Genomic DNA, 24,607 nt, shown 5'->3' on the forward strand with positions numbered 1-24,607 from the left:
TGCTGGCGCAATACCCCTCCATCGGGCACAAGGACTATTCAATAATAATGCCGGTAGAATATCTGGCAGAGCGGCTATTTAGTCTCGACAATATGTACCTGGTGCTGGCGATAGGTATCAGCTGGTAATTCGTTAGTGATCAACACATCAATATCCGCCAGATCGCATATTTTATAGAGTGAATAGCGTTCAAACTTACTGCTATCGACCATCAGGATTTTTTGATCGGCAACTTTCAGCATCTCCTGCTTCAGCCGGACGTTGACTTCATTGCTGTCTTTTATTTCCAACCCGGCGTCGAGACCCTGGCAAGAAAAAAACAGCTTATTGACCTTAAAGTTGTTGATAATGAACTCGGCGACCGGACCGTGAAAATCACCGTGGCGCTCAGAATATTCACCCCCAACGCTGACTATTCTTATTTTCTTACGACAGGCTAAGGTTTGAATGATATTCAAAGAATTGGTAATCACGGTCAGCTCGATGTCAGGCAGCTGGCGCGCTAAAAACCAGCAGGAGCTGCTATTATCCATGATAATGCACTCATGCTCATGAATAAACTGCAGCGCGCCTTTAGCAATACGCATCTTACGTTCCGGCTGCTCTTTGGTGCGCTTAATAAAGGCCTCGGCTTTATCGACAAAGTTCCCGTGATTTGTCGGCGTATCGGCAGCTAAAAATGATGCATTATTTTCAGAAATCATTGCACCGCCAAAGCTGCGAACTATTTTTTTATTTCTCGCCAGCGCGGTTAAATCCCGGCGAATGGTTTCTGGAGATACACCGAATATCTGTGAGAGTTCATTAACTCTGGCGCATCCTTTTTCTACGACATATTCCACAATTAATGAATGACGTTTAACTTGTAACATAGACGTTCTCAAGAAAGCATTCAGGATTTAATGACATAAATATAACAAAATCGTCCATATCAGTAAGTGACATAAATCATACAAAATCAAAACAAGTTTTTAGCTTTTTTTAGTTTGAAGTTGATCATATATATCAGGCAACGTTCATTTTGGATGGAATAAATTTGTGATTAAAATCGCAGAATTAGCCGTGATTGTTCGTTTGCTTTAGCCGTATATTCGCCAAAACGGGCAAACCCGGTCAAAGCAATAATACCCGTTTATGCCCGATTCAGTCAGCGTAATATCCGCCAGGCCTGTGCCGTCTGGATAACACATAACGTCAAACCTTGCGACATCGCCATAATGTCACGACTTTTGCCGCCTCTGAGACCAGCAGCAGAGCAATATAGAAGGCCGCGATTTTCAACGCCATCGCCTGCGCCAGCGAGACCACCAGCGAAAGCGACGGGAGCATAAAGGCCAGACGCAGCGGCGTCTGCGCATAGGCCAGCCACGGCGCATAGCGGCTCTGGCGCCAGAAGAGAATCATCGACGCGGGAATGCTGATAGTCAGAATAAAATGAAGGGTAAACAGCCAGGCGGCCGCGGAGCCCCAGGTTTGCAGCAGGGGTAAAAATGAGAGGATATCGTCGTAAAGCGGTACTCGCCGGCGGTAGATGTTCCAGCCAATAAACTGCAAGAGATAAAAGAGATCCATCCCACCCCAAAACCAAAAAACGTTTTTTCGTTCCCGATTCATCGCTATCCCTGCGAAAAAAAACAGGCCCTGAAAAGGGCCTGTTTATCGTGCGGTCAATTACGCGTTTTTCAACACTTCGCTGACAATCTCTACCGCTTCTTTCTCAATCTGCTGACGATGTTCAGCGCCGAGGAAGCTTTCGCAGTAGATTTTATAGGCATCTTCGGTACCTGACGGACGCGCGGCGAACCAGCCGTTGTCGGTCATCACCTTCAGACCGCCAATCGCCGCCCCGTTGCCCGGCGCCGCGGTCAGACGCGCGGTAATCGGATCGCCTGCCAGGGTACTGGCGCTCACCATTTCCGGGGAGAGCTTAGACAGCGCCGCTTTCTGGGCAGACGTCGCGGAAGCCTGCAGACGGTTGTAGCTTGGCGCGCCAAAGCGCTCTGCCAGCTCGTCGTAGTGCTGCTGCGGGTTTTTGCCGGTGACTGCGGTGATTTCCGCCGCCAGCAGGCACATGATGATGCCGTCTTTGTCGGTAGACCACGGCGTGCCGTCAAAGCGCAGGAACGACGCTCCCGCGCTCTCTTCGCCGCCGAAGCCGAAGCTGCCGTCAAACAGGCCGTCAACGAACCACTTAAAGCCAACCGGTACTTCCACCAGTTTGCGCCCCAGATCGTTGACTACGCGGTCAATCATCGCCGAGGAGACCAGGGTTTTACCGACAGCCACATCTTTGCCCCACTGCGGGCGATGCTGGAACAGGTAGTTAATCGCCACCGCCAGGTAGTGGTTCGGGTTCATTAACCCGGCCGGCGTGACGATACCGTGACGGTCGTAATCCGGGTCATTGGCGAAGGCCAGGTCAAACTTGTCGCGCAGCGCCAGCAGGCCCGCCATCGCGCACTCGGAGGAGCAGTCCATGCGGATTGCGCCGTCTTTATCGAGGTGCATAAAGCGGAAGGTCTGATCGACGTGATCGTTAACGATGGTCAGGTTGAGATTGTAATGCTCAGCTATACGCTTCCAGTATTCGATACCGGAGCCGCCCAGCGGATCGACGCCCAGCGTCAGTCCGGCTTTCTGGATCGCCGCCATATCGACGATATCCGCCAGCCCTTCAATAAACGGCTGCACCAGATCCTGCTCTGTGACGTGGCCGGAGGCCAGCGCCGCATCAAGAGAAATACGCTTCACGCCCTGCAGACCGGCAGCCAGCAGTTCGTTGGCGCGATTCTCTACCACCTTAGTCACGTTGGTATCCGCCGGGCCGCCGTTAGGCGGGTTGTACTTGATACCACCGTCTTCCGGCGGGTTGTGGGACGGCGTGATAACAATACCGTCAGCCAGCGGGCCGCCCTTCTTGTTGTGCACCAGAATCGCATTGGAAATCGCCGGCGTCGGGGTGAAGCCGTTGTTTTCCTGAACGATGACGTCAACGCCGTTCGCCGCCAGCACTTCCAGTACGGAAATGAAAGCCGGTTCGGAGAGTGCGTGAGTGTCCTTACCAACATAGCATGGGCCGGTGATCCCGTTCTTCGCGCGATCTTCAGCAATTGCCTGAGCAATCGCCAGAATATGCTGCTCGTTGAAGTTGTGGCGCGCCGCGCTGCCGCGGTGACCGGAGGTGCCAAACTTCACTGCATGTTCCGCGTTGCCAACTTCCGGCTTCAGCACATAGTACTGGGCAGTCAGTTGGGCGACGTTAATCAAATCACTCTGTTGCGCAGGTTGACCCGCGCGCTTATCGATTGCCATTGCCTGATCCTTCTGGTGCAAAGTTAACTAACTAGATCGTACCGCAAACCTTTTCGATCAATTCCGCAGGGAACTGCATTGACTGCATGATATGTTCGATCATGCTGCATTTGCGACCGGTATTGGTATTTGTAATGACCCACCACGGCGTTCCCGGTACCTGCTTAGGTTTCGTCTGATTACCGTTTTTCTGCAGCGTGCGTTCATCCTCAGCGAAATAAACGCGAGTGCGCCCGTGCAGGGACTCGGTCGCCTCGGCAAACGCTTTGCTGTCTAAGGCGTAGAGGGTGGTCAGAACCAGCATGAAACGGTTTACCGCGCGCTTTTGTTCAGCGTACTCATCAGATAACAGCAGCTCACGCATAGCGCGAACTTTATCTTTCAGAGGATTGGCGGGTTTCACTTCAACGACAGGCGTTGGCGCAGGGGCCGGAGCGGCTTTCGCTACCGGTGCGACAGGCTGGGAAACGGCGGAAAACTTCAACATGCGCCGTAAAATGTCGGATGCGCTCTCGCCAATATGCTTGGTGTGGCTGGCAATATAGCTATAGAGTTCATCATCAACTTCAATTGTTTTCATCTTAATCCAGTGCGATATCTTTTTCTGAATACAAGTTGTCGGGATTATAGGGACAAATCCCAACCGCGGATAGCGTCAAACCAGGATGGCGGTAAAACTCGGATATCTTCCGGGTCTTGCAGCCGGATGGCAGAATGTCCAACATAATACCCTAACCCGACGGAGCGAAAAAAAGAACTTTGCCATGAAATTAAATAGCCGAGCGCAATCTGCACAGAATCCGCACAATAATCCCCCTATCGTCCTGGTCCACGGCCTTTTTGGCAGCCTGGATAATCTTGGGATCCTCGCCCGCGATCTGGTTCTCGATCGCGATATTATCCAGGTCGACATGCGAAACCACGGCCTTTCGCCGCGCTCGCCTGACATGACCTATCCCGCGATGGCCCAGGATCTGCTTGATATTCTCAATGAATCACAGATTGAGAAAGCCACCTTTATTGGTCACTCAATGGGCGGTAAAGCGGTGATGGCGCTGAGCGCGCTGGCCCCGGAGCGCATCGCGGGCCTGGTCGCCATTGATATCGCCCCGGTGGATTATCGCGTCCGCCGCCATGATGAAATCTTCGCCGCCATCAATGCCGTCACCGACGCGGGGGCAGCTACGCGTCAGCAGGCGGCGACGGTCATGCGCCAGCACCTTAACGAAGAGGGCGTGATTCAGTTTCTGTTAAAATCTTTCGTGGACGGCCAGTGGCGGTTTAACGTACCGGTGCTGTGGGAGCAGTACGATAATATCGTCGGCTGGCAAACCGTTCCGCCCTGGCCGCATCCGGCGCTGTTTATTCCGGGCGGCAACTCCCCCTACGTCACCGATGCCTACCGCGAGACTTTATTAGCTCAGTTTCCCCAGGCGCGCGCGCACGTTATCGCCGGCGCCGGGCACTGGGTGCATGCAGAAAAACCGGAGGCCGTTATCCGCGCGATCCGTCGTTATTTGACCTCTATCGCCGCGTAACTGCCTAAAATATACTCGACCGCGCGGCTTAATGCCCGCGGCCGTTGGCGCAGCCCGTCGCCTGATGTATTATGGCGCGCTGTCTGCGTCGGCTATGCCCGATAGCTTGTTTCCCCCGAAGTCACTCTGAATCATGGCAAAAGAACAAACGGACCGTACGACATTAGATTTGTTCGCAACTGAGCGTCGGCCGGGTAGACCGAAAACGAATCCGCTTTCGCGCGATGAACAGCTGCGCATCAACAAACGCAATCAGCTTAAACGCGATAAGAGTCGCGGTCTGAAGCGCGTGGAGCTAAAGCTCAATGCCGATGCTGTCGATGCGCTTAATGAGCTGGCCGAAGCCCGTAACATGAACCGCAGCGATCTCATCGAAGAGATGCTGATGAACCAGCTGGCAGCACTGCGCGGCCAGGATAAAGCCTAAAACCCTCAAAAAATAAGCTTTCGTGTAGCAGAGTGTGCAGTTGGGCGTGATTGCTGTTTCCGCGCCCTTCTCAGTTCTGCTATCATTGCCCCTATCTGCGGGCATTACGCCACTACCACATCATTAAGTTTCAAGAGGTTATTTTACTCATGGCAATCATCGGCATCTTTTTTGGCAGCGACACCGGCAACACCGAAAATATTGCAAAAATGATCCAAAAGCAGCTTGGTAAAGACGTTGCTGATGTTCACGACATTGCCAAAAGCAGCAAAGAGGATCTGGAAGCTCACGATATCCTGCTGCTCGGCATTCCCACCTGGTACTACGGCGAAGCCCAGTGCGACTGGGACGATTTCTTCCCGACGCTGGAAGAGATCGATTTCAATGGCAAACTGGTGGCTCTGTTTGGCTGTGGCGATCAGGAAGACTATGCTGAATACTTCTGTGATGCGCTGGGGACCATTCGCGATATCATCGAACCGCGCGGCGCAACTATCGTTGGCCATTGGCCGACCGCCGGCTACCATTTTGAAGCCTCTAAAGGCCTGGCCGATGACGATCACTTTGTTGGCCTGGCCATTGACGAAGACCGTCAGCCTGAGCTGACTAACGAACGCGTGGAAAAATGGGTAAAACAGATTTCTGAAGAGCTGCACCTCGAAGAAATCAAGAATGCCTGAGTCTGAACGGCGTAATCATCAGGTTTCGCCGAATTGATAGATAAAAGCAATCAAAGTTATAGCTACAAGTTTTTAACTTTTAATCACATATCTGTACAATGTCCTCTGATTTAACGGGGTCGCGTGAAGCACTTTGTAGCGAGTGCCTCGTTTTTGACAGCATACAAGGCCCGATGCTTGCAGTTTTCATTTCACCATGGCAGTTCTATAATGAGACGCATTACATCGGGTGATTCTCTGTATTACTTCCGCTGAAGGAAGTAGATCGTTTAGCAACAGGACAGATTCCGCATGACTGACAACAATACCGCATTAAAGAAAGCTGGCCTGAAAGTGACGCTTCCGAGATTAAAAATCCTGGAAGTGCTGCAAGGACCGGATAACCATCATGTCAGTGCGGAAGACTTATACAAACGCCTGATTGATATGGGTGAAGAGATTGGCCTGGCCACCGTCTACCGCGTACTGAACCAGTTCGATGACGCCGGCATCGTCACCCGTCATAATTTCGAAGGCGGTAAATCCGTTTTTGAACTGACGCAGCAGCATCATCACGATCACCTGATTTGCCTCGACTGCGGCAAAGTGATCGAATTTAGCGATGATTCCATTGAAGCGCGCCAGCGTGAAATTGCCGCAAGGCACGGTATTCGCCTGACTAACCACAGCCTGTACCTGTACGGCCACTGCGCAGAAGGCGACTGCCGCGAAGATGAACATGCCCACGACGCGGCAGAAAAATAATCACCGCATCGTATACCGCCAAAAGCCAACCTGAAGGTTGGCTTTTTTTTGCCCGGAATCTGCCGCCTCTTTCTCTCGCGCTGCAATACGTTTACTGTCAGTGCATCCTGACGTGTACGGAGAGTCGACATGGAGCTTCGCCAGCTACGCTATTTTGTGCGCATTATTGAAACCGGCAGTATGGGCCGCGCCGCGCTTGACCTGGATATCGGCGTCTCCGCGCTTAGCCAACAGATGGCGCGCCTGGAGAATGAACTCGCCATCCGTCTGCTGCAGCGGACGTCTCGCGGCGTCATGCCGACCAGCGCCGGCCTCGCCTTCTACTCCCAGGCGCAGCTCGCGCTGCGTCACGCCGATGATGCGGTTCTCGCCGCGCGCGAGGCGCGCCTTTCCGGCCACGTCAGCGTCGGTATGGCCCCCAGCACCGCCTCCGTTCTCGGGGTGCCTTTTATTCACGCGATGCGCGAAAACTATGCCGACGTCCGCCTGCATTTGGTCGAGAGCCTCTCCGGTAACCTGGAACGCATGATCAACACCCGCCAGCTTGACCTGGCTATCGTGTTCCAGAAGGAGAAGCTCCTGCGCTGGAGCGCCAGGCCTATTCTCGAAGAGCGTCTGTTTCTGATTGGCACCCATGACGTGCTCTCTCCCCTTCCCGAAGCGAGTATCTCGCCTGGCCAGCTGGCCGCTATCCCGCTGATTATGCCAAGCCTGGGGCATGGACTGCGCGGCAGGCTGGAGGCGATCTGCCAGGAGCATGCCCTGAGCGTCGATGTGGTGGCTGAAATCGACGGCCTGGCCCTGCTGATGCGCGCCGTCCGCGACGGGCTCGGCGCCACTTTGCAGCCGGGGGCGGCAATTTCCCATCTCGACAGCGAGTCCCTGAGAGTGATCGGCGTCGACAATCCGATACTTAGTCGACCTAATTTTCTCGTCAGCCTTTCCGATGATGAACTGACTCCGGCAGGCCTTGCGGCCCGCGTAATACTGGCGAAAGTCATGCGTCAGCTGGTTGAGTCAGGTCGCTGGCCCGGCGCCAGCCTTTACGCAAACTAAACCCCCCTTTAGCAATACGCCATAGCGTCCAGCTGGCCGTAACGCATACATTTCCATTACAAATTTAACAATCAAGCAAAGCGTAATGGAGCCATAAATGGTGGATGTACTGGTCATTGGCGGCGGCAATGCCGCGCTATGCGCCGCCTTAACCGCCCGGGAAGCTGGCGCGTCCGTACTGCTGCTGGAGGCCGCGCCGCGGGAATGGCGAGGCGGCAACTCTCAGCACACGCGGAATCTTCGCTGTATGCACGATGCTCCGCAGGATGTTTTGGTCGACAGCTATCCGGAAGAAGAGTACTGGCAGGACCTGCTGCGCGTCACCGAGGGCAACACCAACGAAGCGCTGGCGCGCCTGGTGATCCGCACCTCATCGCAGTGCCGGGACTGGATGCGCCAGCACGGGGTTAACTTTCAGCCGCCGCTCTCCGGAGCCCTGCACGTGGCCCGCACCAACGCCTTTTTTATGGGCGGCGGCAAAGCTCTTATAAATGCCTATTACCGCAGCGCGGAGCAGATGGGCGTAAAGATCCGCTACAACACGCCGGTACAGGCGCTCGAATTAGATAACGGCGAATTCGTCGCCGCGCTGGCGGGCGAAGAGAGGATCGTCGCCAAAACCTGCGTCCTCGCCGCCGGCGGATTTGAATCTAACCGCGAGTGGCTGCGTGAAGCATGGGGACAGAACGAGCGCGGTGAATGGCCAGCCGATAATTTTCTCATTCGCGGCACTCGTTTCAATCAGGGCGTGCTGCTCAAGTTTATGATTGACGCCGGGGCTGACATCATCGGCGATCCTTCGCAATCCCACTGCGTCGCCATTGACGCCAGGGCGCCGCTCTACGATGGCGGCATCTGCACGCGCGTGGACTGCGTATCGCTGGGGGTGGTCGTCAACCGCGACGCCGGGCGCTTTTATGATGAAGGGGAAGATTTCTGGCCCAAACGCTATGCCATCTGGGGCAGGCTGGTCGCCCACCAGCCGGGGCAAATCGGCTACTCGATCATCGACAGCAAAGCGATCGGCCACTTTATGCCGCCTGTTTTCCCCGGCGCCCAGGCCAATACCATTGAAGAGCTGGCTCGCCAGCTGGGGCTGGACGCGGAACGCCTGGCGCAAACCATCGCCCGCTACAATGCCGCCTGTACGCCGGGCCAGTTCGATCATACCCGCCTTGATAACTGCGCGACATCCGGCCTGACGCCGCCGAAAACCCACTGGGCGCGGCCCATCGATACCCCGCCCTACTACGGCTATGCCCTACGGCCGGGGATCACCTTTACCTACCTTGGGCTGTACGTTAATGAACGCGCCGCCGTCCATTTTGCGGGCAAGCCGAGCCGCAACCTGTTCGTCGCCGGCGAAATGATGGCCGGCAACGTGCTGGGCAAGGGGTATACCGCCGGCGTGGGCATGTCCATCGGTACGACGTTCGGCCGCATTGCCGGCCAGCAGGCCGCCCGCGCGGCACAGCAGGAGACACACCATGAAATCGCTTGAAAAGCTGATCATTGACGCGCAAATCATCACCGAGCCGGAAGCGGAAGTTGAACGGGTGATGCAGGTCTGTAACGCCTGTCGCTATTGCGAAGGGTTTTGCGCCGTGTTTCCGGCCATGACCCAGCGCCTGGCTTTTGGCAAAGCGGATATAAACTACCTGGCCAACCTGTGCCATAACTGCGGCGCCTGCCTGCATGCCTGCCAGTACGCGCCGCCGCACGAGTTTGCCATTAATGTCCCGAAGGCGATGGCGGAAGTGCGCCTGGAGACCTATCAACACTATGCTCAGCCCGCGGCTTTCGGCAGCCTGTATCGTCGGGCCGGCGTAACCACGGTACTGGCGCTGGTCGGCGGGCTGATCCTCTTTCTGCTGCTGGCGATGGGGCTCAAAGGCTCCCTGCTTCATCCACCGCTGGCCGGCGATTTCTACCAGATTTTTCCCCATAACCTGCTGGCGTGGATGTTTGGCACGGTCTTCATACTGGCCATGGGGTTACTGATGGCCGGGGTGATCCGCTTCTGGCGCGAGATCTCGCCGGGTCAGCCTCAGGCCATCGACATCGCTAAAGCCTCGCATAATGCGCTCACGCTGAAGTATCTCGACGGCGGGCACGGTAAGGGCTGCAACGAGGCCGATGACGCGTTTACCCTGCTGCGCCGCCGTTTCCATCACTTTACCTTCTACGGGTTTCTGCTCTGTTTCGCCGCCACCGTGGTAGCCACGGGTTATCACTATATCGCCGGCTGGGAGGCCCCCTACCCGTTCTTCAGCGTACCGGTTGTGCTGGGTACGCTCGGCGGCATCGGCCTGCTGGTGGGCCCGGCGGGTTTGCTATGGCTGAACCTGCGCCGCTCGCCGCTGCACGGCGACCCGCGGCAAAAACCGATGGATCGCGGCTTTATTCTGCTGCTGCTGCTGACCAGCTTCACCGGCCTCGCCCTGCTGGCGGGACGAGACACCTCGTGGATGGGCATTCTGCTTGCCATTCACCTCGGCGTGGTCATGGCGCTGTTTTTGACCCTGCCATACGGAAAATTCGCCCACGGATTTTATCGCTGTGCGGCGTTACTCAAGTGGGCGATTGAGAAACGGCGCGGAAAACAGGCGGCAGTCGCAGGCGACTAGTCCGCTCATCTTACCTCTATAAAAACAAGATAAAGACAATGGAGAGCAACCCCTATGACGCAACCCTCATCGCGCGCCGGTACCTTTGGCGCCATTCTCCGCGTGACCAGCGGTAATTTTCTCGAACAATTCGACTTTTTTCTGTTTGGCTTTTACGCCACCTATATCGCCAGAACGTTCTTTCCGGCGGAGAGCGAGTTTGCGGCGTTAATGCTGACCTTCGCCGTGTTTGGTTCGGGCTTTCTGATGCGCCCCATCGGCGCGATAGTGCTGGGGGCCTATATTGACAGGATCGGACGGCGTAAAGGGCTGATGGTGACGCTGGCGATTATGGGCTGCGGGACGCTGCTGATAGCGCTGGTTCCCGGCTATCAAACCATCGGCATTCTCGCCCCCGTTCTGGTATTAGTGGGTCGCCTGCTGCAGGGATTCTCGGCGGGCGTCGAGCTCGGCGGCGTGTCGGTCTATCTGTCGGAAATCGCCACGCCGGGGAAAAAAGGGTTCTATACCAGCTGGCAATCCGCCAGCCAGCAGGTGGCTATCGTCGTCGCGGCGCTGATTGGCTACGCGCTGAATGAAACGCTCGGCCACGATGAGATTGCCGAATGGGGCTGGCGTATTCCCTTCTTTATTGGCTGTATGATTATTCCGCTGATTTTTGTGCTGCGGCGTTCGTTGCAGGAAACCGAAGCCTTTCTGCAGCGCAAGCATCGCCCTGACACGCGGGAGATCCTGAGCACGATTGCCAAAAACTGGCGCATCATCACGGCGGGGACCTTGCTGGTGGCGATGACCACCACCACCTTTTATTTTATTACCGTCTATACGCCGACCTACGGTAGAGCCGTTCTGCATCTGAGCGCCCGCGACAGTCTGCTGGTGACCATGCTGGTCGGCATCTCTAACTTTATCTGGTTACCGATTGGCGGGGCAATTTCTGACAGAATAGGCCGTCGGCCGGTGCTGATGGGCATAACCCTGCTGGCGCTGCTCACTACCTGGCCGGTCATGCACTGGCTCACCGCCGCGCCGGATTTCACCCGCATGACGCTGGTCCTGCTCTGGTTCTCGTTCTTCTTTGGTATGTATAACGGCGCGATGGTGGCCGCCCTGACGGAAGTGATGCCGGTCTACGTCCGCACCGTGGGCTTTTCACTGGCCTTTAGCCTCGCCACCGCGATCTTCGGCGGCCTGACGCCGGCCATTTCCACCGCGCTGGTCGAGATAACGGGCGACAAAAGCTCGCCGGGCTGGTGGCTGATGTGCGCCGCGCTATGCGGCCTGGCCGCTACCGCGATGCTCTTCGTACGCCTGGGCCGCGGCTACCAGCCGGCAGAAATACCCCGCTAAAATAGCAACGGGCGGAGTTGACGCTCCGCCCGTTTGCTTGCCGCCGTCTGGCTTAACGCGGCGTATTGTTGCTGTGGATCTCTTTCCAGATCTGGTCGCAGCGCGCCTCTACAGCCTGATCGTTCCCGGTTTTGCGCGCCTGGATGCACTGCTGATAATCCAGCACCCGCACGCTTTCCTGGGTCGCGAACTGCTGATGCTGTTTCTCCTGCTTCAGCACGTTCAGTACGCTCTGACAGGCTTCAACTTTATCCGGATTGCCCTCTGCGGTATTAATGCAGGCGCTGTAGGCATCTTTTAACTTTGAGTCTTCCTTAGGCGCTGGCGACTGGGTACAGGCAACCAGACCTGCTGCCATAATGGCGACAAGTATTAACTTTTTCATCATGAACCTCGGGAAATTGCGGCGGGTTTCCCCCGCCGCAGTGGCATCAGAAAATGGTGAACGGAGCGATAACCATGAACTTCACGTCGCGCTCATCCTGGAAGATGTTGCCGTAACCGCCGCTCCAGCTTGGGATATCGGAGTGGTTGTCGTATTGCGTAAAGTGGAGTTTTAACAGCGTGCCCTTAGCGCGTCCTTCCTGAACGGTGTACATGGCATCCAGGCTATAGGCGGACTCTTCCAGGCGTTTATCCGGGTTGTAGTACGCATCAGGCGAGGACATTCTCCCCGGCTTCGCATCCCAGGCATAAACGTAGGAGGCGCCGAAGGCCCAGCCCGGCATGTTCCAGTTCTTCATGTCATACATCGCGCCGAAGAACACCGCTTTTTCACCGTTGGCGTTGAAGTCCGAACGGTTATCCCACCAGATATCCAGTCGCCCGTTAGACGATGCGTAAGTTGGCGTCATACGCTGCAGGAAGTAGCCCTGCTGACCATCAGCTTTAACCCAGGTTCCTTCCAGACGCAGGTCCAGAACGTCGGCAACCTTATAGCCAAAGGTCAATGCCTGCAGCCACGCGGTGCCGTCATAGATATCGTTAACCCCGCCGTTGCTGACCTTATCGCGGGTGCCGTAGAACTGATAGCTGGTGGTTAACGGCGTGCCTGCAACATCAAACTTATAGCTGGCCTTGGCAAAATACTGGTCGATGTAACCCTGTGCCTGACCAAACGCCGCTTCCAGCACAAGGTCGTTTTTAAAATCATATTTGGCGCCGAGAGAGTGAAGGTAATCCACCTTGGTTTTCTTGTCGTTCTGGTAGAACTCATCCATCTCAATGTGCCACGGCGCTTTATATTCGTTCGTCCACATATAGGAGAAACTCAGCGCGCCCGCATCGCCGTAGTCAAAGTTCGCACCGGCTTCAGCCCCCTGATAGGTACCCGGCATAAAGCTCCAGTGCGGCGCCAGCAGCGTCTGGCCGGTTGGTTGAATATAGCCCGCGCGCGCCCAGGTCGGGCCAAATTTAAATTTTGCGGCTGCTTTATACAGGCTGATCCCGCTCTTATCGCCGGAATAGTCTTCATCGTAGGTTTTATTACGCGAGGAGAAAGCGATTTCGTTCGGGTGACCGCTCTCGCTGCTTTCGCCCATTTCGATGGCGGTAAAGGCAGCAACGTCAATACCGAACATGTCGGCGGCATAGCCGGACTGGAAGTCGAGGTTGGCGTTCCAGGTGGAGTGCGACAGGTTAGTTTTATATTTATCGCCGTCGGTCACATCTTTACGGTCGCGCTCACGCTGCCAGTAATAGATGCCGCCGGTTAACGTTGAATCATCAATGAACCCTTCTGCTTTTGCATCCGGCACCATTGCAAATCCTGACAGGGCTGTGACACCAGCAATAGCCAGCGCCAGCGTACTACGTTTGCCACTAAACGTACGCATATGCATATCCTCTTTGACGTTTTAAAAGTGCGGTTACCAAAGGCAACACGCAAAAAAATAAAATAAGACTGCTTAAAAAGTGGTGCGGTAAAAATTCGCATAACCACTGGGTATAGACTATTTTTCGTGACGCGAATTATCAATCTCTTTCGCCGACCAAAGATGAAGATTATGACAAAGCGCACATAATTTATGTCTTTTTGTTTCAGTCGTAGATGTCACACGTTTGGCGGGTGAAGTGCTTGCAAAAAAAGAGAAAATTAGGGGAAATGAAAGCGATTACATATTTATATGCACTGGATGGAAAGAGTTAATAAAAGCGGTTATTACAATCTGTAAACAAGATTAATTCGCATCGCGAAAATATGAGGATTTAATTCTCTGATTCTGAATAAAAAAAACGCCGCAGTAAGCGGCGTTCTCAATAACGGCGGGTAGCTACGCGCCGACTTTCGCCCATGTGTCGCGCAGACCGACGGTGCGGTTAAACACCAGATTGGTTGCGGTTGCATAGCGGCTATCCAGGCAGAAATACCCTTCGCGCTCGAACTGATACGCTTTTTCCGGCTGCGCCTGCGCCAGGCTCGGCTCGGCAAAACCCTGTTTGATCACCAGCGATTCCGGGTTCATCACCGAGAGGAAGTCCTCCGCCGCGCCCGGGTTCGGTACGCTGAACAGGCGATCGTACAGGCGGATTTCTACCGGCAGCGCGTGCGCCGCGCTCACCCAGTGAATCACGCCCTTCACCTTGCGGCCGTCGGCTGGATCTTTGCTCAGGGTATCGGCATCGTAGGTGCAGAAGATAGTGGTGATGTTGCCTTCCGCATCTTTCTCCACGCGCTCCGCTTTAATCACGTAAGCGTTACGCAGGCGAACTTCTTTGCCCAGCACCAGACGCTTGTACTGCTTGTTCGCTTCCTCGCGGAAGTCGGCGCGATCGATCCAGATTTCGCCGCTGAACGGCACCTCGCGGCTGCCCATTTCCGGTTTATTCGGATGATTCGGCATGGTCACGATTTCGCTGCCGCCCTGCGGATAGTTTTCGATAACCAGCTTAACCGGGTCGATAACGGCCATCGCGCGCGGGGCGTTTTCGTTCAGATCTTCACGGATGCAGGATTCCAGCGAAGCGATTTCGATAGTGTTGTCCTGCTTGGTCACGCCGATGCGTTTGCAGAACTCGCGGATGGATTCAGCGGTATAGCCGCGACGGCGCAGACCGGAAATGGTCGGCATACGCGGGTCATCCCAGCCCTCAACGTGCTTCTCGGTCACCAGCTGATTCAGCTTACGCTTGGACATCACGGTGTATTCGAGGTTGAGGCGCGAGAATTCATACTGGCGCGGATGCACGGGGATGCTGATGTTATCCAGCACCCAATCGTACAGGCGGCGGTTATCCTGGAACTCGAGAGTACACAGCGAGTGGGTGATCCCTTCCAGCGCATCGCTGATGCAGTGGGTAAAGTCGTACATCGGGTAGATGCACCACTTGCTTCCGGTCTGGTGATGGTCGGCAAACTTAATGCGGTACAGCACCGGATCGCGCATCACGATAAACGGAGAGGCCATGTCGATTTTCGCGCGCAGGCAGGCTTTACCTTCGGCAAATCCACCGCTGCGCATTTTTTCAAACAGCGCCAGGTTCTCTTCCACGCTGCGATCGCGATACGGGCTATTTTTACCCGGCTCTTTCAGCGTGCCGCGGTACTCACGGATCTCTTCCGCTGACAGTTCGTCAACGTAGGCCAGACCTTTATTGATCAGTTCAACCGCATACTGGTGCAGCTGATCGAAATAATCAGACGAGTAGCAAACATCCCCGGACCAGTGGAAACCTAACCACTGCACGTCGTTTTTAATCGACTCAACGTATTCGATATCTTCCTTCACCGGGTTGGTGTCATCGAAACGCAGGTTGCATTGGCCCTGGTAATCCTGAGCGATACCAAAGTTCAGGCAAATAGACTTCGCGTGGCCAATGTGCAGATAGCCGTTCGGTTCCGGTGGAAAACGGGTATGAACGGTGGTGTGCTTACCAGTAGCCAGATCTTCATCAATGATCTGACGAATAAAGTTAGTCGGGCGGGCTTCTGCCTCACTCATCGTGGGTTCCTCAAAGCGTAAACAACGTATAACGGCACATGATCTTACAAGCAGGGCGTAGAGACAACTATTAGTTACGCAAAATAGCGATCGGAAGGAGATTATGGGGGTGTTTGCGGTAAAAAAAAGCGGCGCAGGTTTCGCTGCGCCGCTGAGGCATAAACGCCACTCAGGAGTCTTATTTGCCTTTAATTTCGTACAGCGGCGTCTGGCCAGCAACCACTTTACCGGTTGCCTGGATAACCAGCGCGCTGTAGTCGTCGCTATTGCTGCATACGACCGGGCTAATCATCGAGCGCGCGTTAGCGTTCAGGAACGCAAGATCCAGTTCCAGAATCGGCTGACCCGCTTTCACTTCCGCGCCCTCTTCCACCAGACGTTTAAAGCCCTGGCCGTTAAGCGCGACGGTATCGATACCCATATGGACAACGATTTCCGCACCGTTTTCAGTTTCCAGACAGAAAGCATGGTTGGTATTGAAAATCTTCACCACGGTGCCAGCCGCCGGCGCAACAACAATCTTATCAGTCGGTTTCACCGCCACGCCGTCGCCGACGGCTTTGCTGGCGAACGCTTCATCCGGGACCTGCTCCAGCGCTACAATGTCGCCGGTAATCGGCGAAACCAGCGCTTCGACGGTTTTCGCGTTAGCGACAGCCTGCGGTTTAGCGGCCTGAGCGGCTACGGGGGCGCTGTGAGGCGCTCCAGCCGCCGCGGCAACCGGGCCACGGGCAACCACTTTCTTCATTTCATCGCCGACGGATTCGGCTTTCGCACCCACGATAACCTGGATGGTCTGCTTGTTCAGTTTAACCACACCGGAAGCGCCGAGGCGCTTACAGGCCGCGTCGTTAACCAGCGCAGAGTCCGCCACGGTCAGACGCAGACGGGTAATACAGGCATCAATCGCTTTCAGGTTATCCGTACCGCCGACCGCCGCGATGTAGTTGGTCGCCAGCTGGGTTAAACCTTCTTCGGTATTGCTGTTGGCCTCTTCAGTGACCACGTCATCCGCTTTATCTTCACGACCCGGCGTTTTCAGATTGAACATGCGGATTACCGCGCTGAACAACAGGAAGTAGATAACAAAGAACACAACGCCCATCACAATCAGCATCCAGACGTTTTTACTGGCTGCCGGCAGGCTGTACATCAGCACATAGTCGATGGCGCCTGCGGAGAAAGAGAAGCCCGCGTGGATACCCAGCGCCGTCGCAACGAACAGGCTGATACCGGTCAGGATGGCGTGCAGGAGATACAGCAGCGGCGCCAGGAACATGAACAGGAATTCCAGCGGCTCAGTCACACCGGTCAGGAACGCGGTGATAGCAACCGACAGCAGCATACCGCCGACCATCGGACGACGCGCTTTCGGGGCCGCGAAATACATCGCCAGCGCCGCACCCGGCAGACCGAACATCATGATCGGGAAGAAGCCGGACATGAACATCCCCGCGGTGCCGTCACCCGCATAGAAGCGGTTGATATCACCGTGGAACACGGCGCCAGCGGCGTTGGTGAATTCACCAATCTGGAACCAGGCGATGGTGTTCAGCACCTGATGCAGACCCGTCGGGATTAGCAGACGGTTGATGAAACCAAAGATACCGGAGCCGAGCGCGCCCGCGCCCACAATCCATTCACCACCTGCATGGATGGCATTCTGCACCGGCGGCCAGACGTAGCCGAAGATGGCTGCCAGCACCAGGCAGAAGAAGCCGGTTGCGATAGGTACAAAGCGTTTGCCGCCGAAGAAGCTCAGGAAGTCAGGCAGTTTGATACCCGACCAGCGGTTATAGACGGCACCGCCAACCAGACCGGTAATGATACCCGCCAGGACGCCCATGTTGATGGCCGGGTTGATAGTGACCATCGCTTTCGTCAACACGAAGTAACCTACCGCCCCCGCCAGCGCTGCGGCACCGGCGCTGTCTTTCGACCAGCTGGATGCGACGCCGATAGCGAAAATCAGCGCCAGGTTGTCAAAGATTGCCCCGCCCGCCTGGGCGATAAACGAAATGTTAAGCAGATCCGGTTGACCGAATCGCAGCAGCAGCGCCGCGACCGGCAGCACTGCGATAGGGAGCTGTAACGCCCTACCGAGTCGCTGAAAAAAACCTAAAATATTCATCTTATTCCCCCTATGAGACCCCGATAAGGCTCATTAAAGCCACTTTATTATTGTGTAACCTGGTTAAATTTTTAACTTACCTGCAAAGTGTCTGAAAAATTAATTCGTCTCGCAAATTAAATGGGTATTTTTTGTGACAATAGTCACCAAATATCGTATTCACCTCCGCCTTTGACTGGCTAACAACGAAAACTTATTTTATCATTCAAAAAATCAACACGGATTGACCCCGCTCGGCGCAGTTGCTGCGATACTCTTAATAGTATGCTGGCGCCAATCCGCCAGGTTCTAATTTAACTATAGAGGTGAACAATGAGACTGATCCCCCTGGTAACAGCTGAACAGGTCGGTAAATGGGCTGCCCGGCATATCGTTAACCGCATCAATGCGTTCAAACCGACTGCGGACCGTCCGTTTGTCCTGGGCCTGCCTACCGGCGGTACGCCTCTGACCGCTTATAAAGCCCTGGTTGAGATGCACAAAGCAGGCCAGGTTAGCTTTAAGCATGTTGTCACCTTCAACATGGATGAGTACGTTGGGCTGCCGAAAGAGCATCCGGAAAGCTATCATAGCTTTATGCATCGCAACTTCTTTGATCACGTTGATATCCCGGCGGAAAATATTAACCTGCTGAATGGTAACGCGCCGGATATTGATGCAGAATGCCGTCGCTATGAAGAAAAAATTCGTTCTTACGGTAAAATCCACCTGTTTATGGGCGGCGTGGGTAACGATGGCCACATCGCTTTTAACGAACCAGCCTCTTCTTTGGCTTCACGTACGCGCATCAAAACCCTGACCCATGATACTCGCGTAGCGAATTCCCGTTTCTTCGACGGTGACGTTGACCAGGTGCCTAAGTACGCGCTGACCGTTGGCGTGGGCACGCTGCTGGACGCGGAGGAAGTGATGATTCTGGTGCTGGGTCATCAGAAAGCGCTGGCGCTGCAGGCGGCGGTGGAAGGCAACGTAAACCATATGTGGACCATTACCTGTCTGCAGCTGCACCCGAAAGCGGTGGTGGTCTGCGATGAGCCGTCCACCATGGAACTGAAAGTTAAGACACTGAAATATTTCAACGAGTTAGAAGCCGAAAATATCAAAGGTCTGTAATGTAGTCTCGTCCCGCGGCTGCCCCCGCGGGACAACCATTTTTGACAACCGGGGGTCGTAATGTATGCATTAACCCAAGGCCGGATTTATACCGGTCACGAAATTCTGGATGACCATGCGATTGTTATCGCCAATGGCCTTATCGAACGTATCTGTCCTCAGACTGAACTGCCCACCGGGATCGAACAGCGCTCGGTTGATGGCGCGATCCTTGCCCCCGGTTTTATCGACGTCCAGCTTAACGGCTGCGGCGGCGTGCAGTTCAACGACACGGCGGACGCGGTCACCGTTGAAACGCTGGAGATTATGCAGAAGGCCAATGAACGCTCCGGCTGCACCAGCTATCTGCCCACGCTGATCACCTCCAGCGACGACCTGATGAAACAGGGCGTACGCGTGATGCGCGAATACCTGCAAAAACATCCTAACCAGGCGCTGGGGCTGCATCTTGAAGGCCCGTGGCTGAATATCGTTAAAAAAGGTACCCACAACCCGGACTATGTACGCAAACCGGATGCCGCGCTGGTGGATTTCCTGTGCGAAAACGCGGACGTGATAACCAAAATCACGCTTGCGCCGGAACGGGTGGAACCGGAGGTTATCCGCAAACTGGTGGCCGCCGGTATCATCGTCTCCGCCGGTCACTCCAACGCGACGCTTAAAGAAGCGAAAATCGGTTTCCGCGCCGGGATTACCTTTGCTACCCATCTGTTTAACGCCATGCCGTATATTACCGGCCGTGAGCCGGGCCTGGCTGGCGCGATTTTCGACGAGCCGGATGTCTACTGCGGCATCATCGTCGACGGTATGCACGTCGATTTCGCTAACGTGCGCCTCGCTAAACGCTTGAAAGGCGACAAGCTGTGTCTGGTTACCGACGCGACGGCGCCGGCGGGTGCCAATATTGAGCAGTTCATTTTTGCCGGTAAAACAATATACTACCGGAACGGCCTGTGCGTAGATGAGAACGGTACCCTCAGCGGCTCTTCATTGACCATGATTGAAGGGGTGCGTAACCTCGTTGAGCATTGCGGCATCGCGCTGGATGAAGTGTTGCGTATGGCGACGCTCTACCCTTCCCGCGCCATTGGCGTAGACAAACAGTTAGGCAGCATTGCCCCGGGGATGGTCGCTAACCTGACCGCATTCACCCGTGATTATAAAATCACCAAGACCATCGTTAATGGTAACGAGGTCGTCACTGAGTAAGTAAAAGTATGACAGCAGGCGGACAGGCTCAAATTGGTAACGTCGATCTCGTAAAACAGCTGAACAGCGCGGCCGTCTATCGGCTCATCGATCAGCACGGCCCCATCTCGCGTATCCAGATTGCGGAACAAAGCCAGCTTGCCCCTGCCAGCGTAACCAAAATTACGCGTCAGCTTATTGAACGCGGACTGATCAAAGAAGTCGATCAGCAGGCCTCCACCGGGGGCCGCCGCGCCATCTCCATTGTTGCCGAAACCCGCGGCTTCCACGCCATCGGCGTACGCCTTGGCCGCTACGACGCCACCCTGACCCTCTATGATTTAAGCAGCAAGACTCTTGAAGAAGAGCACTACCCGCTGCCGGAAAGAACTCAGGAAACGCTGGAACACGCCCTGCTTAACATCATCGCCGCCTTTATGGAGAGCTGTCAGCGTAAAATCCGCGAGCTGATCGCCATTTCGGTGATCCTGCCGGGGCTGGTCGATCCGGAAAGCGGCGTCATTCGCTATATGCCGCACATTCAGGTGGAAAACTGGGGGCTGGTTGAAGCGCTGGAAAAACGCTTTAAAGTTACCTGCTACGTCGGCCACGATATTCGTAGCCTCGCGCTGGCGGAGCACTACTTTGGTGCGAGCCACGACTGTGAAGACTCCATTCTGGTGCGCGTACACCGCGGGACCGGCGCAGGGATCATCTCCAACGGGCGGATTTTTATTGGCCGTAACGGTAACGTCGGGGAAATCGGCCATATCCAGGTCGACCCGTTAGGCGAGCGCTGCCACTGCGGTAACTTCGGCTGTCTGGAAACCGTCGCCGCCAATGCCGCTATTGAACATCGCGTTCGTCATCTGCTGGAACAGGGTTATCAGAGCAAAATTTCCCTCGATGACTGTTCGATCAAAACGATCTGCAAAGCCGCGAATAAAGGCGATGCGCTGGCCTGTGAGGTGATCGAGCACGTTGGCCGCCATCTGGGTAAAACCATCGCTATCGCCATTAACCTGTTTAATCCGCAAAAAGTGGTGATTGCCGGGGAGATCGTGGAAGCGGAAAAAGTCCTTCTGCCGGCAATCGAAGGCTGTATTAATACCCAGGCGCTGAAGGCGTTTCGCAAAAACCTGCCGGTAGTGCGATCCACGCTCGATCATCGCTCAGCCATTGGCGCTTTTGCCCTGGTAAAGCGTGCGATGCTCAACGGGACTCTGCTCCAGCGTTTGCTGGAAAGCTAAAGCCGCTTTATAGTTTCGCCTTTCTCCAACGATGTCGGACAGTTCATGACCATTCAAAACGTAATTTGTGATATTGACGGCGTGCTGATGCACGACAATGTGGCCGTGCCGGGCGCCGCTGAATTCATCAAACGCATACTCGAGAAAGAGATGCCGCTGGTGATGCTGACCAACTACCCTTCTCAAACCGGTCAGGATCTGGCAAACCGCTTTGCGACGGCGGGAATCGATGTTCCTGATACCGCCTTTTATACCTCAGCAATGGCCACGGCGGATTTTCTGCGTCGCCAGGAAGGCAAAAAAGCCTATGTGGTCGGGGAAGGCGCGCTGATTCACGAACTGTACAAAGCCGGCTTTACCATCACCGACGTCAATCCGGATTTTGTTATCGTCGGTGAGACGCGCTCCTTTAACTGGGAGATGATGCATAAGGCCGCTTTTTTTGTCGCCAACGGCGCGCGCTTTATCGCCACTAACCCGGATACCCACGGTCGCGGCTACTACCCGGCCTGCGGGGCGCTGTGCGCCGGTATAGAAAAAATCTCCGGTCGTAAGCCGTTCTACGTGGGGAAACCGAGCCCGTGGATTATCCGCTCCGCGCTCAATAAAATGCAGGCGCATTCGGAACAGACGGTGATCGTCGGCGATAACCTGCGAACGGATATTCTGGCGGGCTTCCAGGCCGGTCTGGAAACCATTCTGGTACTTTCCGGGGTTGCCACGCTCGATGATATCGACAGCATGCCGTTCCGCCCTTCCTGGATTTATCCCTCCGTTGCGGAAATCGATATCTTCTAAATAAAACCACGTCCTGCGACGTGGTTTCTTATTTCTAAGCCTCTCCTGAACGCTTTTATCTAAAAAAAAAGCGCCATCACTAAATATTCAGCAACAAAAGCGCTCAAAACGTACTCTTTTTTCACTATTCGACAATCACAATTGCATTATTTCCTTTTACTGCCGTAAACCCCTTGCGCCCTCCGCGCCTTTGCGGCATTTTCTAAAGCATGCACTGAGGCTTCGCAATAAGACGAAGTCTGCACAACATCAAACAAGACAGGGTAACGGAGAAGGCTATGTGTTCGATTTTTGGCGTACTGGATATTAAAACTGACGCGGGTGAGCTGCGTAAAAAGGCACTGGAGCTTTCCCGACTGATGCGCCACCGTGGTCCGGACTGGTCCGGCGTCTATGCCTGTGATAAAGCCATCCTGGCGCATGAACGCCTGTCGATCGTCGACGTCAACGCCGGCGCGCAGCCGCTGTATAACGCCGCTAAAACTCACGCTCTCGCCGTCAACGGTGAAATCTACAACCACCAGGCGCTGCGCGCGGAATACGGCGACCGCTATGCGTTCCAGACCGGTTCCGACTGCGAAGTTATCCTCGCGCTGTATCAGGAAAAAGGCCCGGACTTCCTCGACGATTTGCAGGGGATGTTTGCTTTCGCTCTCTACGACAGCGAAAAAGACGCGTATCTGATTGGTCGCGACCACATCGGCATCATCCCGCTGTATATGGGTCACGACGAACACGGTAACTTCTACGTTGCCTCTGAAATGAAAGCGCTGGTTCCGGTTTGCCGCACGATTAAAGAGTTCCCGGCAGGCAGCTACCTGTGGAGCAAAGATGGCGAAATCCGCGAGTACTACCAGCGCGACTGGTTCGACTACGACGCGGTCAAAGACAACGTCACGGACAAAAACGAACTGCGTCAGGCGCTGGAAGAGTCGGTGAAAAGCCACCTGATGTCCGATGTTCCGTACGGCGTACTGCTCTCCGGCGGCCTGGATTCATCGGTGATTTCCGCCATCACCAAAAAATATGCCGCGCGCCGCGTCGAAGATCAGGAAAAATCAGAAGCCTGGTGGCCGCAGCTGCACTCCTTCGCCGTCGGCCTGGAGGGCGCCCCCGATCTGAAAGCCGCGCAGGAAGTGGCTAACCATCTGGGTACCGTACACCACGAGATCCACTTTACGGTGCAGGAAGGCCTGGACGCGATTCGCGATGTTATCTATCACATTGAAACCTACGACGTGACGACGATTCGCGCGTCAACGCCAATGTATCTGATGTCGCGTAAAATCAAAGCCATGGGCATCAAAATGGTGCTGTCCGGCGAAGGTTCTGACGAAGTATTTGGCGGCTACCTCTATTTCCATAAAGCGCCCAACGCCAAAGAGCTGCACGAAGAGACCGTGCGCAAACTGCAGGCGCTGCATATGTTTGACTGCGCTCGCGCCAACAAAGCGATGTCCGCCTGGGGCGTTGAAGCGCGCGTCCCGTTCCTGGATAAGAAATTCCTCGACGTGGCAATGCGTATTAACCCGCAGGATAAAATGTGCGGCAACGGTAAAATGGAAAAACATGTCCTGCGTGAATGTTTTGAATCTTACCTGCCGGCGAGCGTCGCCTGGCGCCAGAAAGAACAGTTCTCTGATGGCGTTGGTTACAGCTGGATCGATACCTTAAAAGAAGTGGCCGCTGAACAGATTTCCGATCGGCAGCTGGAAACCGCCAGCTTCCGCTTCCCGTACAACACGCCTTCCTCGAAAGAAGCGTATCTGTACCGTGAGATTTTCGAAGAGCTGTTCCCGGTACCGAGCGCGGCCGAATGCGTTCCTGGCGGCCCTTCCGTCGCATGCTCTTCAGCAAAAGCGATTGAGTGGGACGAATCTTTCAAAAAAATGAACGATCCGTCGGGACGCGCGGTTGGCGTACACCAGTCGGCCTACTAACCGACGCTGTTTTCAAAACGGACTCTTCGGGGTCCGTTTTTGTTTTGTGCCTTATTTAAGCCGTTAAAAACGATAAATAACCAATAATTGCCGATTATTGCACCACGCTGTTCGCAACCTAACCAAACAGTTACGTTCAGTCCATTTTCGATGAAAAAGGGGTTGACGCTTCAAGGCTCAATACGCATAATGCGCCCCGCAACGCCGATAAGGTAACGCGCAAAAAGATGGCTACGTAGCTCAGCTGGTTAGAGCACATCACTCATAATGATGGGGTCACAGGTTCAAATCCCGTCGTAGCCACCATCTTTTTTGCGGGAGTGGCGAAATTGGTAGACGCACCAGATTTAGGTTCTGGCGCCGCAAGGTGTGCGAGTTCAAGTCTCGCCTCCCGCACCATTTACTCGTTCGCGTTGCGGTAAAAGATTTTTGTTGGGGTATCGCCAAGCGGTAAGGCACCGGTTTTTGATACCGGCATTCCCTGGTTCGAATCCAGGTACCCCAGCCATCGA

The 24,607-nt window shown here is 54.9% G+C and carries 21 protein-coding genes and 3 tRNA genes; 16 read left to right on the plus strand and 8 right to left on the minus strand.

Annotated features, from left to right (window positions below):
• Positions 1-74: 74 nt before the first annotated feature.
• The 4 genes from ACESQ2_RS19455 to seqA all read right to left on the minus strand — a co-directional run bounded on the left by ACESQ2_RS19455 (position 75) and on the right by seqA (position 3,892).
• Positions 75-872: a DeoR/GlpR family DNA-binding transcription regulator gene (locus ACESQ2_RS19455; RefSeq protein WP_004848865.1), complete on the minus strand. Its 798-nt coding sequence runs from the start codon at positions 870-872 to the stop codon at positions 75-77.
• 322 nt (positions 873-1,194) lie between these two features.
• Positions 1,195-1,614 (minus strand): arginine:ornithine antiporter, encoded by a 420-nt coding sequence (locus ACESQ2_RS19460; protein WP_373171124.1) that lies wholly within the window; start codon positions 1,612-1,614, stop codon positions 1,195-1,197.
• Positions 1,615-1,671: 57 nt separating this feature from the next.
• Positions 1,672-3,312 (minus strand): phosphoglucomutase (alpha-D-glucose-1,6-bisphosphate-dependent), encoded by a 1,641-nt coding sequence (gene pgm / locus ACESQ2_RS19465; RefSeq protein WP_014228422.1) that lies wholly within the window; start codon positions 3,310-3,312, stop codon positions 1,672-1,674.
• Between the two features lie 31 nt (positions 3,313-3,343).
• Entirely contained in the window at positions 3,344-3,892 is a 549-nt protein-coding gene (gene seqA / locus ACESQ2_RS19470; RefSeq protein WP_004848859.1) for a replication initiation negative regulator SeqA, read from the minus strand.
• Positions 3,893-4,076: 184 nt separating this feature from the next.
• On the opposite strand from seqA, the gene ybfF reads away from it, so the two are divergent.
• The 8 genes from ybfF (at position 4,077) to ACESQ2_RS19510 (ending at position 11,734) form a co-directional block, all read left to right on the plus strand.
• Entirely contained in the window at positions 4,077-4,850 is a 774-nt protein-coding gene (gene ybfF / locus ACESQ2_RS19475; protein ID WP_046878550.1) for an esterase, read from the plus strand.
• Positions 4,851-4,983: 133 nt separating this feature from the next.
• On the plus strand, positions 4,984-5,277 hold the full coding sequence (ybfE, locus tag ACESQ2_RS19480) for a LexA regulated protein (RefSeq protein WP_004848855.1): 294 nt from the start codon (positions 4,984-4,986) through the stop codon (positions 5,275-5,277).
• Between the two features lie 149 nt (positions 5,278-5,426).
• A complete protein-coding gene (gene fldA / locus ACESQ2_RS19485; protein ID WP_004100234.1) occupies positions 5,427-5,957 on the plus strand; it encodes a flavodoxin FldA in 531 nt (176 codons plus the stop codon).
• A 291-nt stretch (positions 5,958-6,248) separates the two neighbouring features.
• Positions 6,249-6,701, plus strand: a complete 453-nt coding sequence (gene fur / locus ACESQ2_RS19490) for a ferric iron uptake transcriptional regulator (RefSeq protein ID WP_004130476.1) — start codon at positions 6,249-6,251, stop codon at positions 6,699-6,701.
• Positions 6,702-6,830: 129 nt separating this feature from the next.
• A complete protein-coding gene (gene tcuR, locus ACESQ2_RS19495; protein WP_049071812.1) occupies positions 6,831-7,757 on the plus strand; it encodes a tricarballylate utilization LysR family transcriptional regulator TcuR in 927 nt (308 codons plus the stop codon).
• A 97-nt stretch (positions 7,758-7,854) separates the two neighbouring features.
• Positions 7,855-9,258, plus strand: coding sequence for an FAD-dependent tricarballylate dehydrogenase TcuA (tcuA, locus tag ACESQ2_RS19500; RefSeq protein ID WP_014228418.1), 1,404 nt, complete (start codon positions 7,855-7,857; stop codon positions 9,256-9,258).
• Entirely contained in the window at positions 9,245-10,384 is a 1,140-nt protein-coding gene (gene tcuB / locus ACESQ2_RS19505; protein ID WP_032748722.1) for a tricarballylate utilization 4Fe-4S protein TcuB, read from the plus strand. The genes tcuA and tcuB overlap by 14 nt, the downstream gene beginning before the upstream one ends.
• Before the next feature lie 54 nt (positions 10,385-10,438).
• Entirely contained in the window at positions 10,439-11,734 is a 1,296-nt protein-coding gene (locus tag ACESQ2_RS19510; protein WP_032694321.1) for an MFS transporter, read from the plus strand.
• Between the two features lie 52 nt (positions 11,735-11,786).
• On the opposite strand, the gene chiQ is transcribed toward ACESQ2_RS19510, so the two are convergent.
• From chiQ to nagE, 4 genes are all read right to left on the minus strand, one after another.
• Positions 11,787-12,119: a ChiQ/YbfN family lipoprotein gene (gene chiQ / locus ACESQ2_RS19515; protein ID WP_004848843.1), complete on the minus strand. Its 333-nt coding sequence runs from the start codon at positions 12,117-12,119 to the stop codon at positions 11,787-11,789.
• 46 nt (positions 12,120-12,165) lie between these two features.
• Positions 12,166-13,569 (minus strand): chitoporin, encoded by a 1,404-nt coding sequence (chiP, locus tag ACESQ2_RS19520; RefSeq protein ID WP_373171125.1) that lies wholly within the window; start codon positions 13,567-13,569, stop codon positions 12,166-12,168.
• A 438-nt stretch (positions 13,570-14,007) separates the two neighbouring features.
• Positions 14,008-15,675, minus strand: a complete 1,668-nt coding sequence (glnS, locus tag ACESQ2_RS19525; protein WP_014228415.1) for a glutamine--tRNA ligase — start codon at positions 15,673-15,675, stop codon at positions 14,008-14,010.
• Between the two features lie 178 nt (positions 15,676-15,853).
• Positions 15,854-17,806 (minus strand): PTS N-acetyl glucosamine transporter subunit IIABC, encoded by a 1,953-nt coding sequence (gene nagE, locus ACESQ2_RS19530; RefSeq protein WP_014228414.1) that lies wholly within the window; start codon positions 17,804-17,806, stop codon positions 15,854-15,856.
• Positions 17,807-18,118: 312 nt separating this feature from the next.
• Between nagE and nagB the strand changes: the two genes are divergently transcribed.
• From nagB to ACESQ2_RS19570, 8 genes are all read left to right on the plus strand, one after another.
• On the plus strand, positions 18,119-18,919 hold the full coding sequence (nagB, locus tag ACESQ2_RS19535) for a glucosamine-6-phosphate deaminase (RefSeq protein WP_004130458.1): 801 nt from the start codon (positions 18,119-18,121) through the stop codon (positions 18,917-18,919).
• 60 nt (positions 18,920-18,979) lie between these two features.
• Positions 18,980-20,128 carry an N-acetylglucosamine-6-phosphate deacetylase gene (nagA, locus tag ACESQ2_RS19540; protein ID WP_014228413.1) on the plus strand — a complete coding sequence of 383 codons (1,149 nt, stop codon included), beginning with the start codon at positions 18,980-18,982 and terminating at the stop codon, positions 20,126-20,128.
• Positions 20,129-20,136: 8 nt separating this feature from the next.
• A complete protein-coding gene (locus ACESQ2_RS19545; protein ID WP_014228412.1) occupies positions 20,137-21,357 on the plus strand; it encodes an N-acetylglucosamine repressor in 1,221 nt (406 codons plus the stop codon).
• Positions 21,358-21,402: 45 nt separating this feature from the next.
• Positions 21,403-22,155 carry an HAD-IIA family hydrolase gene (locus ACESQ2_RS19550; protein ID WP_004100215.1) on the plus strand — a complete coding sequence of 251 codons (753 nt, stop codon included), beginning with the start codon at positions 21,403-21,405 and terminating at the stop codon, positions 22,153-22,155.
• A gap of 278 nt (positions 22,156-22,433) precedes the next feature.
• Positions 22,434-24,095, plus strand: a complete 1,662-nt coding sequence (gene asnB, locus ACESQ2_RS19555; RefSeq protein WP_025106390.1) for an asparagine synthase B — start codon at positions 22,434-22,436, stop codon at positions 24,093-24,095.
• Positions 24,096-24,324: 229 nt separating this feature from the next.
• Positions 24,325-24,401, plus strand: a tRNA-Met gene (locus ACESQ2_RS19560).
• Positions 24,402-24,409: 8 nt separating this feature from the next.
• Positions 24,410-24,494, plus strand: a tRNA-Leu gene (locus tag ACESQ2_RS19565).
• A 34-nt stretch (positions 24,495-24,528) separates the two neighbouring features.
• Positions 24,529-24,603 (plus strand) — tRNA-Gln (locus tag ACESQ2_RS19570).
• Positions 24,604-24,607: the final 4 nt, after the last annotated feature.

The organism is Klebsiella sp. Q11 (assembly GCF_964241505.1).
GTDB classification, from domain to species: Bacteria; Pseudomonadota; Gammaproteobacteria; order Enterobacterales; family Enterobacteriaceae; genus Klebsiella; species Klebsiella michiganensis.